Raw genomic sequence first — 16,081 nt, 5'->3', positions numbered from 1 at the left:
TTGCTCGCGAATGCAGGCGACTCGGTCTAAAGCCTTACACTCGCGAAAGTCGACTCATTCCTGGCCTGGCTCAACGCCGACAACGGCCCGGACAACGGTGACAACACCAGCGCCTGCGGAATCGGCATCATCGCTACCTGCTGCGTGGTGTTGGAACCCACACGCTCATCCCGCGGCGGAATGCCGAAGTATTCGCGGTAGCACTTGGAGAAGTGCGGCGTGGAGACAAACCCGCACACCGACGCCACTTCGATGATCGACATCGGCGTTTGCTTGAGCAACTGCCGCGCACGGATCAGGCGCAACTTGAGGTAGTAGCGCGACGGCGAACAGTGCAGGTATTTCTGGAACAAGCGCTCCAGTTGACGCCGGGAAACCGCTACGTACACCGCCAGTTCATCGAGGTCGATCGGCTCTTCCAGGTTGGCCTCCATCAGCGCGACGATTTCCTGCAACTTCGGCTGGTTGGTGCCAAGCATGTGCTTGAGCGGCACACGCTGGTGATCCTGTTCGTTGCGGATGCGCTCGTACACAAACATCTCGGAGATCGCCGCCGACAATTCACGGCCGTGGTCGCGGCTGATCAGGTGCAGCATCATGTCCAGCGGCGCGGTGCCGCCGGAGCTGGTGAAGCGGTTGCGGTCGAGGGTGAACAGGCGTGTGCTCATGGCCACGCGGGGAAAGGCTTCCTGCATCGACGCCAGGCATTCCCAGTGCACGCTGCAATCAAACCCGTCCAGCAGGCCGGCGCAGGCCAGGGCCCAGCTGCCGGTGCACACCGCGCCAAGGCGACGGGATTGGCGCGCCTGGCTTTGCAGCCACGACACATGTTCACGGGTCACGGTGCGCTGGATACCCACGCCGCCACAGACGATCACGGTGTCCAGGGCCGGGGCTTTGTGCATGGAAGCATCGGGGGTGATTTGCAGACCGTCGCTGGCCCACACCTGGTTTCCGTCCACACTCAACGTCGTCCAGCGATACAGCTCGCGGCCGGAGAGTTGGTTGGCCATGCGCAGGGGTTCGACTGCGGAGGCCAGGGAAATCAGCGTGAAATTGTCCAGCAGCAAAAAGCCGATGGATTGAGGCGCACGGTTCTGGGGTTGAGCCCCGGAGTTGAACGACGTCATCGCGGTATCTCCTCACACAAAGCGGGTGATGGCCTCAGGCGAGGCTCTTGTTATTGCGCTCATCGCCTTAAGGAAACTCCTATGGCGAGAGGCTTTGTATTGATAGAGCAAATGCCATGCCTAAAGTTGAATGCGTATTCAATAACTCCTGAAAACGACCTCATGACGTGTCTATATAAGCCCGCGCATGGAGTGGGGGATATGACCCAGAAAAGACGTGAGAGAACGCAGGCTCAAGGTGTGTGAGCAGATCGGTAGCACTTGTGGGAAGGGAGAGAAACGACGTGGGAAAAGTCTGTCACCACAAGCACGGGTGACCGATGGTCATGAGGGGAAATCGTTCGGGAGCTACTTATCTAATTGCGACGCGCTAAAAGGTGGCGCTTGTGGGTGTCGGTGTTCACTTTATGAGCAGTGTTGCCTGGTCTACCGCATTCGCGAGCAAGCCCGCTCCCACACTTGACCGCGTTTTTTCAGTAGGAACTCGGTCGAATGTGGGAGCGGGCTTGCTCGCGAATGCAGGCGACGCGGTCTTTCCGGATCAACACTCCACCGCACTCACCGCCAACCCACCCCGCGATGTTTCCTTGTACTTGTCATGCATATCCGCCCCGGTATCGCGCATGGTGCGGATCACCCGGTCCAGCGAGATGAAGTGCTGGCCATCCCCCCGCAGCGCCATCTGCGCCGCGTTGATCGCCTTCACCGCGGCAATCGCATTACGCTCGATGCACGGCACCTGCACCAGCCCGCCTACCGGGTCGCAGGTCAGGCCGAGGTTGTGTTCCAGGCCAATCTCCGCCGCGTTGCACAATTGCTCCGGCGTAGCCCCGAGGATCTCCGCCAACCCCGCCGCCGCCATGGCGCACGCCGAGCCGACTTCACCCTGGCAGCCGACTTCGGCACCCGAGATCGACGCGTTTTTCTTACACAGGATGCCCACCGCCGCCGCGCCGAGGAAGTAGTCGACCACGTTGGCCTCGGTCACTTCTTCGCTGAACTTCATGAAGTAGTGCAGCACCGCCGGGATGATCCCCGCCGCGCCGTTGGTCGGTGCCGTGACCATGCGCCCGCCGGCGGCGTTTTCTTCATTCACCGCCAGGGCGAACAGGTTGACCCATTCCATCGCGCTCAAGGTCGAGCCGATCACGTTCGGCTTGCCCAGCTCCTGCAAGCTGCGGTGCAACTTGGCTGCACGCCGCCGAACATTGAGACCGCCGGGAAGAATGCCTTCGTGCTTTAGGCCTTGCTCCACGCAATCCTGCATGGCGCGCCAAAGCTTCATCAGGCCGCTGCGGATTTCTTCTTCCGAGCGCCAGGTTTTTTCGTTCGCCAACATCAGCTCAGCGACCCGCAGGTTGTGGGTCTTGCACAGCTGCAGCAGTTCCACCGCACTGGAAAAATCATAGGGCAGCTCGGTGCGGTCCATGTCCGCCACGCCGCTTTTGGCCTGGGCTTCATCCACCACGAATCCGCCGCCCACCGAGTAGTAGGTGTCGCGGTGCAGCTCGCCGTTATCACCGAACACCACCAGGGTCATGGCATTAGGGTGGAACGGCAGGTTTTCGTCGATCAGGCGCATGTCCCGCGCCCATAAGAAAGGCACCGGCAAACGTGCGTCCAGCAGCAGGGTGTTGGTCTCGCGCAGGGTTTCGATGCGGATGCCGATCTGTGACGGATCGATCGCGTCCGGCCACTCGCCCATCAGGCCCATGATCACCGCGTTGTCGCTGCCGTGACCGATGCCCGTGGCCGATAAGGAGCCATACAGCTGAACTTCGACGCGCCTGACTTGTTCCAACACATCACGTTCACGTAATCCTTGAACGAACAACGCCGCGGCGCGCATGGGGCCGACGGTGTGAGAACTCGAAGGCCCAATGCCGATCTTGAACAGGTCGAAAACGCTGATAGCCATTGCCGTGAAACTCCTCGATGAGCACAGGCCAGGCGCACATAACGCCTGGTGACGGAGCTGCTACGCTCATGTCGCAATCCGCCCAGATGCGGCCATCATCAAGCTTTTGCTGGCGCTCACGGCGTCTCACACCGACGTACCCATGCTCATCAGCGCCGCTGTTGTGGAAGGCGACGTTTTGGCCGTTTTTTGCGGTGCAGATCGGTAAAAAGTGCAGTTTTGCCGTGGAAAAAATCTGTAAGCGACGTCACCGACACTGGATACGACCATCCCTGTACTGGATACGACGCCCCCTGTAGGCGTCAGATTTTCACTGGTACATGATCAGTCTCGACTCGTTTGCACAGTTGCGTGGCAGAGCTGTGCCGCACGCCCAACCGCAACACCTATAAGCGCGGTGTTATTGCCGCCAGAAAAACACCAGGAGTCCACCCCCATGAAAGGTTCCCCGTCGTTGTTGTTGGCCGCCATGCTGAGTCTGCCAGTCGTGGCTCACGCTGCAGAACCGGCGCAATGCCAGACCGTCAACTTCTCCGATGTCGGCTGGACCGACATCACCGTCACCACCGCCACCACCAGCGAAGTCCTCAAGGGCCTCGGCTACAAACCCCGCACCACGATGATTTCAGTACCAGTGACCTACAAGTCCCTGGCCGACGGCAAGAACATGGACATCTTCCTCGGCAACTGGATGCCGACCATGGAAAACGACATCAAGCAGTACCGTGATGCCGGCACCGTGGAAACCGTGCGCGCCAACCTGGAAAACGCCAAGTACACCCTGGCCGTACCGGAAGCGCTGTACAACAAGGGCCTGAAAGACTTCGCCGACATCGTCAAATTCAAGGATGAGCTGGGCGGCAAGATCTACGGGATCGAGCCGGGCAACGACGGCAACCGGACCATCCAGACCCTCATCGACAAGGACGCTTTCGGCCTGAAAACCGCTGGTTTCAAAGTGGTCGAATCCAGCGAAGCCGGGATGCTTTCGCAGGTGGAACGCGCCACCAAGCGCGACCAGGCCATCGTGTTCCTCGGCTGGGAACCGCACCCGATGAACACCCGCTTCAAGATGAAGTACCTGACCGGGGGTGATGATTCATTCGGCCCCAACTACGGCCAGGCCACCATCTACACCAACGTCCGCAAGGGCTACACCCAGGAATGCAGCAACGTGGGCCAGTTGCTGAAAAACCTGTCGTTCACCCTGAACATGGAAAGCACCCTGATGGGTAATGTCCTGGACGACAAAATGAAGCCTGACGCCGCCGCCAAGGCGTGGCTGAAGAAGAACCCGCAAGTGCTCGACACCTGGCTCGCCGGTGTCACCACGGTCGATGGCAAACCAGGATTGGAGGCCGTCAAAGCTTACCTCGCCAAGTAACCGCTGACCCCGGGCCGGTACGCTGGCCCGGGATGTTTTTCCTCTTCGCATGTGGACATTCACTACCATGCTGACTGAACATAAAATCCCGCTAGGCCAGTACATCGCTGCCTTCGTTGAGTGGTTGACCCAACACGGGGCTGCCTACTTCGACGCAATCGCATCGACCCTGGAAACGATGATCCACGGCGTGACGTTCGCGCTGACCTGGTTCAATCCACTGGCATTGATCGGTCTGATTGCGCTGCTCGCTCACTTCATTCAACGCAAATGGGGCCTGACCGTTTTTGTCATCGCCTCCTTCCTGCTGATCCTCAACCTGGGGTACTGGCAGGAAACCATGGAGACCCTGGCGCAAGTGCTGTTCGCCACCCTGGTCTGCGTGGTGATCGGGGTGCCGCTGGGCATTGTTGCCGCGCACAAACCGATGTTCTACACCCTGATGCGGCCGGTGCTCGATCTGATGCAGACCGTACCGACCTTCGTCTACCTCATCCCTACCCTGACCCTCTTCGGGCTGGGTGTGGTGCCCGGGCTGATTTCCACGGTGGTGTTTGCGATTGCCGCGCCTATCCGTCTGACTTACCTGGGTATCCGTGATGTGCCGCAAGAGTTGATGGACGCCGGCAAGGCCTTTGGCTGCTCGCGCCGTCAGTTGCTCTCGCGGATCGAACTGCCCCACGCCATGCCGAGCATCGCCGCCGGCATTACCCAATGCATCATGCTGTCGTTGTCGATGGTGGTGATCGCGGCCCTGGTGGGCGCCGACGGCCTCGGCAAACCGGTGGTCAACGCGCTGAACACCGCCGACATCGCCCTGGGCTTTGAAGCCGGCCTGGCGATCGTATTGCTGGCCATCATGCTCGACCGCATCTGCAAACAACCCGACGCCAAAGTAGGGGGTGATGCATGAGCATTATCCGATTCGAAAATGTCGACGTGATCTTCTCCAAAGACCCACGCGAGGCGCTCAAGCTGCTGGACCAGGGCATGACGCGCAACGAGATCCTGAAAAAGACCGGGCAGATTGTCGGCGTTGAAAACGCCAGCCTGGATGTCGAGAAAGGCGAGATCTGCGTGCTGATGGGCCTGTCCGGCTCGGGCAAGTCGAGCTTGTTGCGCTGCATCAACGGCTTGAACACCGTCAGCCGCGGCAAGCTGTTTGTGGAGCATGAAGGTCGCCAGATCGACATCGCATCCTGCACCCCCGCCGAGCTGAAAATGATGCGCACCCAGCGCATCGCCATGGTGTTCCAGAAGTTCGCCCTGATGCCCTGGCTGACGGTGCGCGAGAACATCAGCTTCGGCCTGGAGATGCAGGGCCGCCCGGAGAAAGAACGACGCAAGCTGGTGGACGACAAGCTGGAACTGGTGGGCCTGTCGCAGTGGCGCAACAAGAAGCCCGACGAGCTTTCCGGTGGCATGCAGCAGCGTGTCGGCCTGGCCCGCGCATTGGCGATGGACGCCGATATCCTGTTGATGGACGAACCCTTCTCGGCACTCGACCCGCTGATCCGCCAGGGCTTGCAGGATGAGTTGCTGGAGCTGCAACGCAAGCTGAGCAAGACCATCGTATTCGTGAGCCACGACCTGGATGAGGCGCTGAAACTCGGCAGCCGCATCGCGATCATGAAAGACGGGCGGATCATCCAGTACAGCGTGCCGGAAGAGATCGTGCTGAACCCGGCGGATGACTATGTGCGGACCTTCGTGGCCCACACCAACCCGCTGAATGTGCTGTGTGGCCGCAGCCTGATGCGCACGGTGGATAACTGCACCCACGTCAACGGCTCCATCAGCCTGGACCCGGGCGGTGACTCGTGGCTGGACCTGGCCGAAGGCAACACCATCAAGGGCGCGCGGCAGAACGGTTCGGTGCTGAACCTGCAGAACTGGGCACCGGGGCAATCGGTGGAGGGCCTGGGCCGGATGCCGACGCTGGTGGATTCGAATATCGGGATGCGTGAGGCGTTGCAGATTCGGTATCAGACAGGGAACAAGCTGGTGTTGCAGGACAACAACAAGGTGGTGGGGATTCTGGGTGACAGCGAGCTCTATCACGCCCTCTTGGGCAAGAACCTGGGCTAACAGACACCGCAAAAAAAATGTGGGAGCGGGCTTGCTCGCGAATGCGGTGTATCAGTGTCAGATGTACTGACTGACACTGCGCATTCGCGAGCAAGCCCGCTCCCACATTTTGCTCAGGTGGTGTCAGTAACGACACCACCTGTCCTTTCAACACTCAGCTATAGACACGGCCAAGGAGCTGCCGATGGCTTTCAAACTGATCGAGCACGTCCCGGGTGATCTGCTCCTGGGTGAAGCCCATCAGGTCGTATTCCTGAGGCCCGTTGTGCAGGTAAACCTCGGCGCGGTAGTAGCGCGTGCGTTCTTCCTCGGGCAAGTCGTTCGGTGCCGACGAATAAGCATCCAGGCTGACCTCGTAGACAAACGGATTGCCCTCTTGCATCTCGATGCGCACACCAATGCAGCGCTTGGATTTGCCCAGCAGGGTCTGCACTTCCAGCCCCTGGTCACGCAACGCAGTCGCCGCTTCTTCCAGCGCCGGCGTGACGTGCTTGTCCATAAAGCGTTGCACGGTACCCTGGCTCGGTTGCAGGTCCAGGGCAGTCAAACGCTCGCTGAAACCACGCCGACCACGCTCGGCCAACTGCGCCTGCTCCAACTCGATCGCCACGTCCTGGCGCATCGCCTTGTGCAGGCCGAACATGAAGAACACCAGCACCACCGAGAACGGCAAGCCCGCCAGCACCACCATGGTTTGCATGGCTTCGAAGTTACCGGCGAACAGCAGGCCGATGGTCACCAGGGTGATCACCGCCGACCAGAAAATCCGCAGCCAGTGCGGCGCATCTTCGTCAACGTTGCCGCCCTTGCAGGACAGGTTCGCCATCATTACCGCGCCGGAATCCGCCGGGGTCAGGAACAGTACGAAGCCCACGAAGATCGACACACCGATGACGATTTTCGACGCCGGGTAATGCTCAAGCAGTTGGTAGATCGCCATGGACGGCTGTTCCAGCGCCGTCTTGCCCAACTCCACCGCGCCATGGTTCACCACCAGGTCCAGGGCCGAGTTGCCGAAGATCGACAGCCACGCCAGGGTGAAGCCCAGCGGGATCAGCAGCACGCCGGCCACCAGTTCACGCACCGTGCGACCACGGGAAATACGCGCGATGAACATGCCCACGAATGGCGCCCAGGAAATCCACCAGGCCCAGTAGAACAGGGTCCACAGGCCCATCCAGCGTTCGGTCTTGTCGGCGTCGCCTTCGTACACGTACAGGTCGAAGGTCTTCAGCACGATGCCGTTCATGTAGTCGCCGATGTTCTGCACGAAGCCGTTGAGCAGGTGCAGGGTCGGGCCGAACAGCAGCACGAAAATCAGCAGGCCGCTGAACAGCACGATGTTCAGGTTGGACAGGCGGCGAATGCCGTTCTCCACACCCGACACGGCGGCAATGGTCGCCACGGTGCTCATCACGATGATCACGATCAGCAGGTTGGTGTTGCTGTGCTGCATGCCGAACAGGTTTTCCAGCCCGGACGACACTTGCATCGAACCAATCCCCAGGTTCGTCACCAGGCCCAGCAGCGTTACGAACATGCCGAAGCCGTCTACCGCGTGACCGGCCGCGCCTTTGACCCAACGCTCGCCCACCAGCGGGTACAGCGCCGAACGCAAGGCCAGCGGCTGGTTATGACGGTAGGCAAAGTACGCCACGGCCAGGCCGACCAGTGCGTAGATCGCCCAGCCGTGCAGGCCCCAGTGCAGGAACGTCAACTGCAACGCCTGACGCGCAGCGTCGCCAGTGGCCGATGCGCCTTCAGGCGGGTTGAAGTAGTGGTCCAGCGGCTCGGACGCACCGAAGTACAGCAGCGAGATGCCGATACCCGACGAGAAGAGCATGCCGGCCCAGGCGCCGTAGCTGAAGTCCGGGGTGTCGTCCTTGCTGCCCAGTTTCAATTTGCCATAGGACGAAAACGCCAGGCCCACCACAAACACCAGGTAGGCGGCGATCACGACCATGTAGTACCAGCCAAAGCTTTTCGACAACCAGGCTTGGGCCACACCGAGCATCCTGCCGGCTTCCTGCGGGGCGATGATCAGAATCGCGGTCAACAACAGAATCAGCGCGGTGGAGGTGTAGAACACCCAACCGTTGACCCGCACCTTTTCTGGCGGGGTCTTTATAAGAGAGGCAGAACTCATGGCACAGATGCTCCGGGCAGTGCAGAGAAACACAAGGCAACGCTTGACCCGAGCCATCGATTTTTCGGCAGTCGACGGACGGGTGTATAAAGACACCCCGAAAAACCATAAACCCCCGGCGAACCGCTGTGCCGGGCTGTTTCATGGGTTTTCCCGATGTCAGGTGGCGCCACATGCACGTAGGAAATACCTGTAGGCAGCGACCATTTGTCGCAGATCTTATTCTTTGTTGATTGAACGTTCAATCAAAACAAAATAGACTGGCCCTCAAGCCGACGGACGTTTATCGCCCGTTGGCAGGCCTAAGGAGAGGTGCACGATGCCCAAGGTCGGTATGCAACCCATACGCCGCCAGCAGTTGATCGAAGCCACATTGACGGCCGTCGATCAGGTCGGAATGGGGGATGCCAGCATTGCGCTGATCGCCCGTCTGGCCGGTGTCTCGAATGGCATCATCAGTCACTATTTTCAGGACAAGAATGGCCTGATCGCCGCCACGATGCGGTACCTGATGAACGTGCTGATCGAGAACGTCACCGAGCGCCGGTTGGCGCTGAAAGATGACAGCCCGCGGGCCCATCTTCAGGTGATCATCGAAGGCAACTTCGACGCCAGCCAAGTCAACGGCCCGGCTATGAAAACCTGGCTGGCCTTCTGGGCCACCAGCATGCACCACCCGTCATTGCACAGGCTGCAGCGGATCAACGATCACCGTCTGTATTCCAACCTGTGTTGCCAGTTCCGCCGAGCGTTGCCGTTGCCCGAGGCACGCAGCGCAGCCCGAGGCCTGGCGGCCCTGATCGACGGTTTGTGGTTGCGCGGCGCCCTGTCGGGAGACGCTTTCGACACGGAGCAGGCGCAACGGATCGCTTACGAATACATGGATTTCCAATTGGCCAAGCAGGTGAGTTAGAGCACACATAAACGCTCAACTCCCGAACCGCGCCAACCACTAATGCACTTGCGAGGACTTTATGGCCCGTTTCGAACTGCAAAAACTCTACATTGACGGCGGCTACTCCGACGCTGGCAGCGATGCCACTTTCGAAGCCATCAACCCGGCTAACGGTGAAGTTCTCGCCAACGTGCAACGCGCTACCAAAGAAGACGTCGAGCGCGCTGTGGTCAGCGCCGAAAAGGGCCAGAAAATCTGGGCCGCCATGACTGCCATGGAGCGTTCGCGCATCCTGCGTCGTGCCGTCGATATCCTGCGTGAGCGCAACGACGAACTGGCCGCCCTGGAAACCCTGGACACCGGCAAGCCGTATTCCGAAACCCAATACGTCGACATCGTCACCGGCGCTGACGTGCTGGAATACTACGCAGGCCTGGTGCCCGCCATCGAAGGCGAGCAGATCCCGCTGCGTGACACCTCGTTCGTCTACACCCGTCGCGAGCCACTGGGCGTCGTGGCCGGTATCGGCGCGTGGAACTACCCGATCCAGATCGCCCTGTGGAAATCCGCACCTGCCCTGGCGGCCGGTAACGCGATGATCTTCAAGCCAAGCGAAGTCACCTCGCTGACCACCCTGAAACTGGCTGAAATCTACACCGCCGCCGGCGTTCCGGATGGCGTGTTCAACGTCCTGACCGGCAGCGGCCGTGAAGTCGGCACCTGGCTGACCGAACACCCGCGCATCGAGAAAGTCTCCTTCACCGGCGGCACCGACACCGGCAAGAAAGTCATGGCCAGCGCTTCGAGCTCTTCGCTCAAGGAAGTCACCATGGAACTGGGCGGCAAATCCCCGCTGATCATTTTCGACGACGCCGACCTCGACCGCGCCGCCGACATCGCGATGATGGCCAACTTCTACAGCTCGGGCCAGGTCTGCACCAACGGCACCCGCGTGTTCGTTCCGACCGCCCTCAAAGGCGCGTTCGAAGCCAAGATCGCCGAGCGCGTTGCCCGCATCCGCATCGGCAACCCGGAAGATGAAAACACCAACTTCGGCCCGCTGGTCAGCTTCGCCCACATGGAAAGCGTGCTCGGCTACATCGCCAAAGGTAAAGAAGAAGGCGCCCGCGTGCTGTGCGGCGGCGACCGTCTGACCGACGGTGAATTCGCCAAGGGTGCCTACGTGGCCCCGACCGTGTTCACTGACTGCACCGACGAAATGACCATCGTCCGTGAAGAAATCTTCGGCCCGGTGATGAGCATCCTCACCTACGACACCGAAGAAGAAGTGATCCGCCGTGCCAACGACACCGACTTCGGCCTGGCCGCGGGCCTGGTGACCAAGGACCTGAACCGCGCCCACCGCGTGATTCATCAGCTGGAAGCCGGTATCTGCTGGATCAACGCCTGGGGCGAGTCCGACGCGAAGATGCCGGTGGGCGGCTACAAGCAGTCGGGCGTGGGCCGTGAAAACGGGATCAGCTCGCTGAACAACTTCACTCGCATCAAATCGGTACAGGTTGAGCTGGGCGACTACGCCTCGGTGTTCTAAAACCTGATTGAGCCTGGCATGGCCCATGTGGCGAGGGGGCTTGCTCCCGTCGGGCTGCGAAGCAGCCCCATGCCAGGTACCGCAGTTCTTTCAGACAGAACTCGAGCGCTGACTTTGCGACTGCTGCGCAGTCGAACGGGAGCAAGCTCCCTCGCCACAAAAGCAGCCTGAACCAACTTTCACGAGGGTGCATTTAATGTCCCAAGAATACGACTACATCATTGTGGGTGCCGGCTCCGCCGGTAACACCCTGGCGACCCGTCTGACCGAAGACGAAGGCGTCACCGTCCTGCTGCTGGAAGCCGGCGGTCCGGACTACCGTCTCGATTTCCGTACCCAGATGCCAGCCGCCCTGGCGTTCCCGCTGCAAGGCCGCCGCTACAACTGGGCCTACGAAACCGATCCAGAGCCACACATGGACGGTCGCCGGATGGAATGCGGTCGCGGCAAAGGCCTCGGTGGTTCTTCGCTGATCAACGGCATGTGCTACATCCGTGGCAACGCGATGGACTACGACAACTGGTCGAAACTGCCGGGCCTGGAAGACTGGACCTACCTGGACTGCCTGCCGTATTTCCGTAAAGCCGAAACCCGCGACATCGGCCCGAACGACTACCACGGTGGCGACGGCCCGGTCAGCGTGACCACGCCAAAGGCCGGCAACAACCCGCTGTTCCACGCGATGGTTGAAGCCGGCGTACAGGCCGGTTACCCCGCTACCTCCGACTTGAACGGCTACCAGCAGGAAGGCTTCGGCCCGATGGACCGTACCGTGACGCCAAACGGTCGTCGCGCCAGCACCGCTCGCGGTTACCTGGACACGGCCAAGAAGCGCTCGACGCTGACCATCGTCACCCATGCCCTGACCGACAAAGTCCTGTTCGAAGGCAAGCGCGCCGTTGGCGTTCGCTACCTGATCGGTGCCGCTGAAGAACGTGTTGAAGCCCGTGCCCGCAAGGAAGTCCTGGTGTGCAGCGGCGCAATCGCTTCGCCGCAACTGCTGCAACGCTCCGGTGTTGGCCCGGCGAAACTGCTGGAAAGCCTCGACATTCCGGTGGTCCACGACCTGCCTGGCGTCGGCGAAAACCTGCAGGATCACCTTGAGCTGTACCTGCAATACGCGTGCACCCAACCGGTCTCGCTGTACCCGTCGCTGCTCTGGTACAACCAGCCGGCCATTGGTGCCGAGTGGCTGTTCAACGGCACCGGCATCGGCGCCAGCAACCAGTTCGAAGCGGGCGGTTTCATCCGTACCCGTGAAGAATTCGATTGGCCGAACATCCAGTATCACTTCCTGCCGGTAGCGATTAACTACAACGGCAGCAACGGTGTGAAAGAGCACGGTTTCCAGGCGCACATGGGTTCCATGCGTTCGCCGAGCCGTGGCCGCGTGCAGCTGAAGTCGAAGAACCCACGGGAATACCCGAGCATCCTCTTCAACTACATGTCTACCGAACAGGACTGGCAGGAATTCCGCGACGGCATCCGCCTGACCCGTGAAATCATGCAACAGCCGGCACTCGACCAATACCGTGGCCGCGAAATCAGCCCGGGCATCGACGTACAGACCGACGAGCAACTGGATAAATTTATCCGCGAGCACGCCGAGACTGCGTTCCACCCGTCCTGCTCGTGCAAGATGGGCACCGACGAGATGGCCGTGGTTGACGCCGAAGGCCGTGTGCATGGCATGCAGGGTCTGCGCGTGGTTGACGCGTCGATCATGCCGATCATCACCACCGGCAACCTGAACGCGCCGACGATCATGATCGCCGAGAAAATCGCCGACAAGATCCGTGGCCGCAAGCCACTGCCGCGCAGCACTGCGGATTACTACGTGGCAGGCGATGCGCCGGTGCGTGGCAAGCCGATGCGTGAAGTGGGTCCTACTGCGCAGTAACTGATGGACCGAGGTGCTCCCTTCGCGAGCAAGCCCGCTCCCACATTTTTGACCGTGTGAACACGATCAAATGTGGGAGGGGGCTTGCTCCCGAAGAGGCCCGATCTGACACCGCAAGACCTCCCGCCCGCCTACACTTTCCTTGATCAGCTCCCAGCCCAGGCCTACTCTGTTTGCCTGCCCGCGCCGAGCCGCCCACAAGGAAGGCCCCATGTTCGAACACCACGCCACACTCAAAAAGCAGTTCAGTGCCCTGCGCACTACCGCCGAATTCTTTTCCCTGCGCTACGTCCGCGAGTCCGGCCAGTACCTGTCGGTACGCAAGAACGTCGCCGAGCCGCCACACCTCAGCCAGGACGAAGGCGCGATGCTCACCGTGCGCCTCAATGGCGTCGAAGCCTACGCCGCCACCCACGACATTTCCCTGCCCGGCCTGCAAGCCGCCCTTGAGCGCGCCGAACAGCAAGCCCGGCTCATCAAGCCCCACGCCCTGCTCGACCTGCGCGACCAGCCAGTGTCCAGCGACATTGCCGACTACCTTTCGCCGAGCCTCGACCAGCCCTTCCCGTCCCTGAGCGACTGCTACCAACTGCTCGGCGCCGAATCGGCCGCCGTGCCCAAGGACGAGCGCCTGGTGAACTGGGAAGTCAGCCTGGGCACCACCCACGTCGAACAGATCTACCTCAACAGCGCCGGCGCCGAACTGCGCCAGGCCCAGCAGTTTGTGTTCCCGGGTGTCAACGTCACGGCCTACGACGGCAACGACAGCCAGACCCGCACCCTGGGCGGCACCAACTTCGGCCAGCAAGGCGGCTTTGACGTGATCAGCCGCTTCGGCCTGGTGGGCGCCGCGCCGCAGATTGCCGACCAGGCGCTGCAACTGCTGCTGGCCCCGAACACACCCCAGGGCCCGCGCGACCTGCTGCTGATGCCCGACCAGATGATCCTGCAGATCCACGAATCCATCGGCCACCCGCTGGAACTCGACCGCATCCTGGGCGACGAGCGCAATTACGCCGGCACCAGCTTCGTCAAGGCCAGCGATTTCGGTCACCTGCAATACGGCTCCAACCTGCTGAACGTGACCTTCGACCCGGACATTCCCGAGCAGCTCGCCAGCTACGGGCATGACGACGACGGCACGAAGGCCAGCAAACAATTCCTGATCCGCGAAGGCTTGCTGCTCAAGCCGTTGGGCGGTGCGTTGTCGCAATACCGCGCCGGCATGCAAGGCGTGGCCAACAGCCGTGCCTGCAGCTGGAACCGCGCGCCGATCGACCGCATGGCCAACCTGAATATCGAGGCCGGCGACCAGAACATGGCGCAGCTGATTGGCGGCATCGAGAACGGCATCCTGATGTCCACCAACCGTTCGTGGTCGATTGACGATGCACGCAACAAATTCCAGTTTGGCTGCGAGTGGGGCCAGTTGATTGAAAACGGCGAGCTCAAAGGCGTGGTAAAGAACCCCAACTACCGGGCGATTTCCGCGCAGTTCTGGCGCAACCTCAGCGCCGTCGGCGACGCCAGCACCTTCAAGGTGCTGGGCACGCCGAACTGCGGCAAGGGCGAACCCAACCAGGTGATCCGCGTCGGCCATGCGTCGCCGGCCTGTGTGTTCAGCAACGTGGACGTGTTCGGGGGAGACGCCTGATGAATAATTTCAAAGCCCTGGTGGATTGGCTCAAGCAGGCCATCACCGACCACGAACAATTCCACCTCGGCTACGCCGACGAGTCCTCCGAGTTTGTGCGTTTCAACCACGGCAAAGTGCGCCAGGCCGGCCAGGTGCAACAGGCCAGCCTGAACCTGAAGCTGATCAACGACGGGCGCCACGCCGACCTCGGTATCACCCTGGCGGGCGAGCCTGAACTGGATCGCCAGCGCCTGGCCGACGGCCTGCAACAACTGCGCGAGACCTTGCCGTTGTTGCCCCAGGATCCGTACCTGCTGCTCAACCACAACGCCTGGCAAAACAAGGACCAGCAGGACCGACCGCTGCCGGACCTGGCCCAGGTGCTGGAAGCAATCAGCCTGGCCGCTGAAGGTGTGGACATGGTCGGCTTCTACGCCGCCGGCCCTATCAGCCGTGGTTTCGCCAGTTCATCAGGCGCCTTCGGCTGGCACCAGGCCAACAGTTTCAACTTCGACTTCAGCCTGTTCCACGCCAACGGTGAAGCGGTGAAAGCCAGCTACGCCGGCAACGATTGGGACAGCGTGGCCTTCGCGCAGCGTTTCAAGCAGGCCCGTGAGCAACTGGAATACCTTGGTCGCCCGCTGCACCCGCTGGCACCGGGGCAATACCGCGCCTACCTTGCCCCGGCGGCCATGGAAGAAATCATCAGCATGCTGACCTGGGGCGGGTTTTCCGCCCAGGCCATCGCCAGCAAAGGCAGCCCGTTGCAACGGTTGTATGGCGGTGATCAGTCCTTGAGCCCGCTGGTGACCCTGGACGAACAGGTCAGCGGCTCCCTGAGCTCGGCGTTTTCCCGTGACGGCTATCCGCGCAGTGATGTGAAACTGATCAATGCCGGCAAGGCTGAAGGCCAATTGGTGAACTCCCGCAGTGCTGCCGAATACGGCTTGAGCACCAATGGCGCCAGCGGCGATGAATCTCCAAGCGCCCTGCAGATGGCCGCCGGCGACCTGGCCCAGGCCGATATCCTCAAGCAACTGGGCACCGGTTTGTACATCAGCAACCTGTGGTACCTGAACTACTCCGACCAGCCCGCCGCACGCCTGACCGGCATGACCCGCTTTGCCACGTTCTGGGTTGAAGACGGCGAGATCAAGGCGCCGGTCAGCACCATGCGTTTTGATGACAGCGTGTACAGCCTGCTGGGCTCGCAACTGGAAGCGCTGACCGCTGATCGGGAATTGCTGCTGTCGGCGAGTACGTATAGCCAGCGCAATACGTCATCCAATCTGCTGCCGGGGGCGCTGGTAAAACGCCTGACCCTGACCTTATAAGCAACGCAAAACCCATGTGGGAGCGGGCTTGCTCGCGAATGCGGCGTGTCAGCCACTACATCTGTGACTGAGGCACCGCATTCGCGAGCAAGCCCGCT

Annotated in this window: 11 protein-coding genes; 8 read left to right on the top strand and 3 right to left on the bottom strand. The window is 61.1% G+C overall.

Features of this window, described 5'->3' with window-relative positions:
* Positions 1-26: 26 nt before the first annotated feature.
* Together HYE77_RS03975 and HYE77_RS03970 are read right to left on the bottom strand one after the other, a co-directional pair.
* Positions 27-1,130: a GlxA family transcriptional regulator gene (locus tag HYE77_RS03975; protein ID WP_003216915.1), complete on the bottom strand. Its 1,104-nt coding sequence runs from the start codon at positions 1,128-1,130 to the stop codon at positions 27-29.
* Between the two features lie 541 nt (positions 1,131-1,671).
* Positions 1,672-3,048 (bottom strand): L-serine ammonia-lyase, encoded by a 1,377-nt coding sequence (locus tag HYE77_RS03970; RefSeq protein ID WP_177020218.1) that lies wholly within the window; start codon positions 3,046-3,048, stop codon positions 1,672-1,674.
* A gap of 436 nt (positions 3,049-3,484) precedes the next feature.
* On the opposite strand from HYE77_RS03970, the gene HYE77_RS03965 reads away from it, so the two are divergent.
* The 3 genes from HYE77_RS03965 (at position 3,485) to choV (ending at position 6,520) form a co-directional block, all read left to right on the top strand.
* Positions 3,485-4,432, top strand: coding sequence for a choline ABC transporter substrate-binding protein (locus HYE77_RS03965; protein ID WP_003216912.1), 948 nt, complete (start codon positions 3,485-3,487; stop codon positions 4,430-4,432).
* Between the two features lie 67 nt (positions 4,433-4,499).
* Complete coding sequence (gene choW / locus HYE77_RS03960; protein ID WP_003216909.1) at positions 4,500-5,345, top strand: choline ABC transporter permease subunit; 846 nt, start codon at positions 4,500-4,502, stop codon at positions 5,343-5,345.
* Entirely contained in the window at positions 5,342-6,520 is a 1,179-nt protein-coding gene (gene choV / locus HYE77_RS03955; RefSeq protein ID WP_003216907.1) for a choline ABC transporter ATP-binding protein, read from the top strand. Before choW ends, choV begins: the two co-directional genes overlap by 4 nt.
* A gap of 154 nt (positions 6,521-6,674) precedes the next feature.
* On the opposite strand, the gene HYE77_RS03950 is transcribed toward choV, so the two are convergent.
* Entirely contained in the window at positions 6,675-8,609 is a 1,935-nt protein-coding gene (locus tag HYE77_RS03950; RefSeq protein WP_371318518.1) for a BCCT family transporter, read from the bottom strand.
* A 376-nt stretch (positions 8,610-8,985) separates the two neighbouring features.
* On the opposite strand from HYE77_RS03950, the gene betI reads away from it, so the two are divergent.
* From betI to HYE77_RS03925, 5 genes are all read left to right on the top strand, one after another.
* On the top strand, positions 8,986-9,579 hold the full coding sequence (gene betI, locus HYE77_RS03945) for a transcriptional regulator BetI (RefSeq protein WP_003216902.1): 594 nt from the start codon (positions 8,986-8,988) through the stop codon (positions 9,577-9,579).
* Positions 9,580-9,640: 61 nt separating this feature from the next.
* Entirely contained in the window at positions 9,641-11,113 is a 1,473-nt protein-coding gene (gene betB / locus HYE77_RS03940) for a betaine-aldehyde dehydrogenase (RefSeq protein ID WP_003216900.1), read from the top strand.
* A gap of 196 nt (positions 11,114-11,309) precedes the next feature.
* Positions 11,310-13,013: a choline dehydrogenase gene (gene betA, locus HYE77_RS03935; protein ID WP_177068433.1), complete on the top strand. Its 1,704-nt coding sequence runs from the start codon at positions 11,310-11,312 to the stop codon at positions 13,011-13,013.
* Between the two features lie 211 nt (positions 13,014-13,224).
* The gene (locus HYE77_RS03930; protein ID WP_177068432.1) at positions 13,225-14,667 is read left to right on the top strand and encodes a TldD/PmbA family protein; all 1,443 of its coding nucleotides are present in this window, start codon (positions 13,225-13,227) and stop codon (positions 14,665-14,667) included.
* The gene (locus HYE77_RS03925) at positions 14,667-15,983 is read left to right on the top strand and encodes a TldD/PmbA family protein (protein ID WP_177009114.1); all 1,317 of its coding nucleotides are present in this window, start codon (positions 14,667-14,669) and stop codon (positions 15,981-15,983) included. The genes HYE77_RS03930 and HYE77_RS03925 overlap by 1 nt, the downstream gene beginning before the upstream one ends.
* The last annotated feature ends 98 nt before the right edge of the window (positions 15,984-16,081 follow it).

The organism is Pseudomonas sp. IPO3774 (genome assembly GCF_013386835.1).
GTDB lineage: Bacteria > Pseudomonadota > Gammaproteobacteria > Pseudomonadales > Pseudomonadaceae > Aquipseudomonas.
The sequence above is the reverse complement of the archived record's forward strand: the minus strand, read 5'-3'. Positions and strand labels throughout refer to the sequence as shown.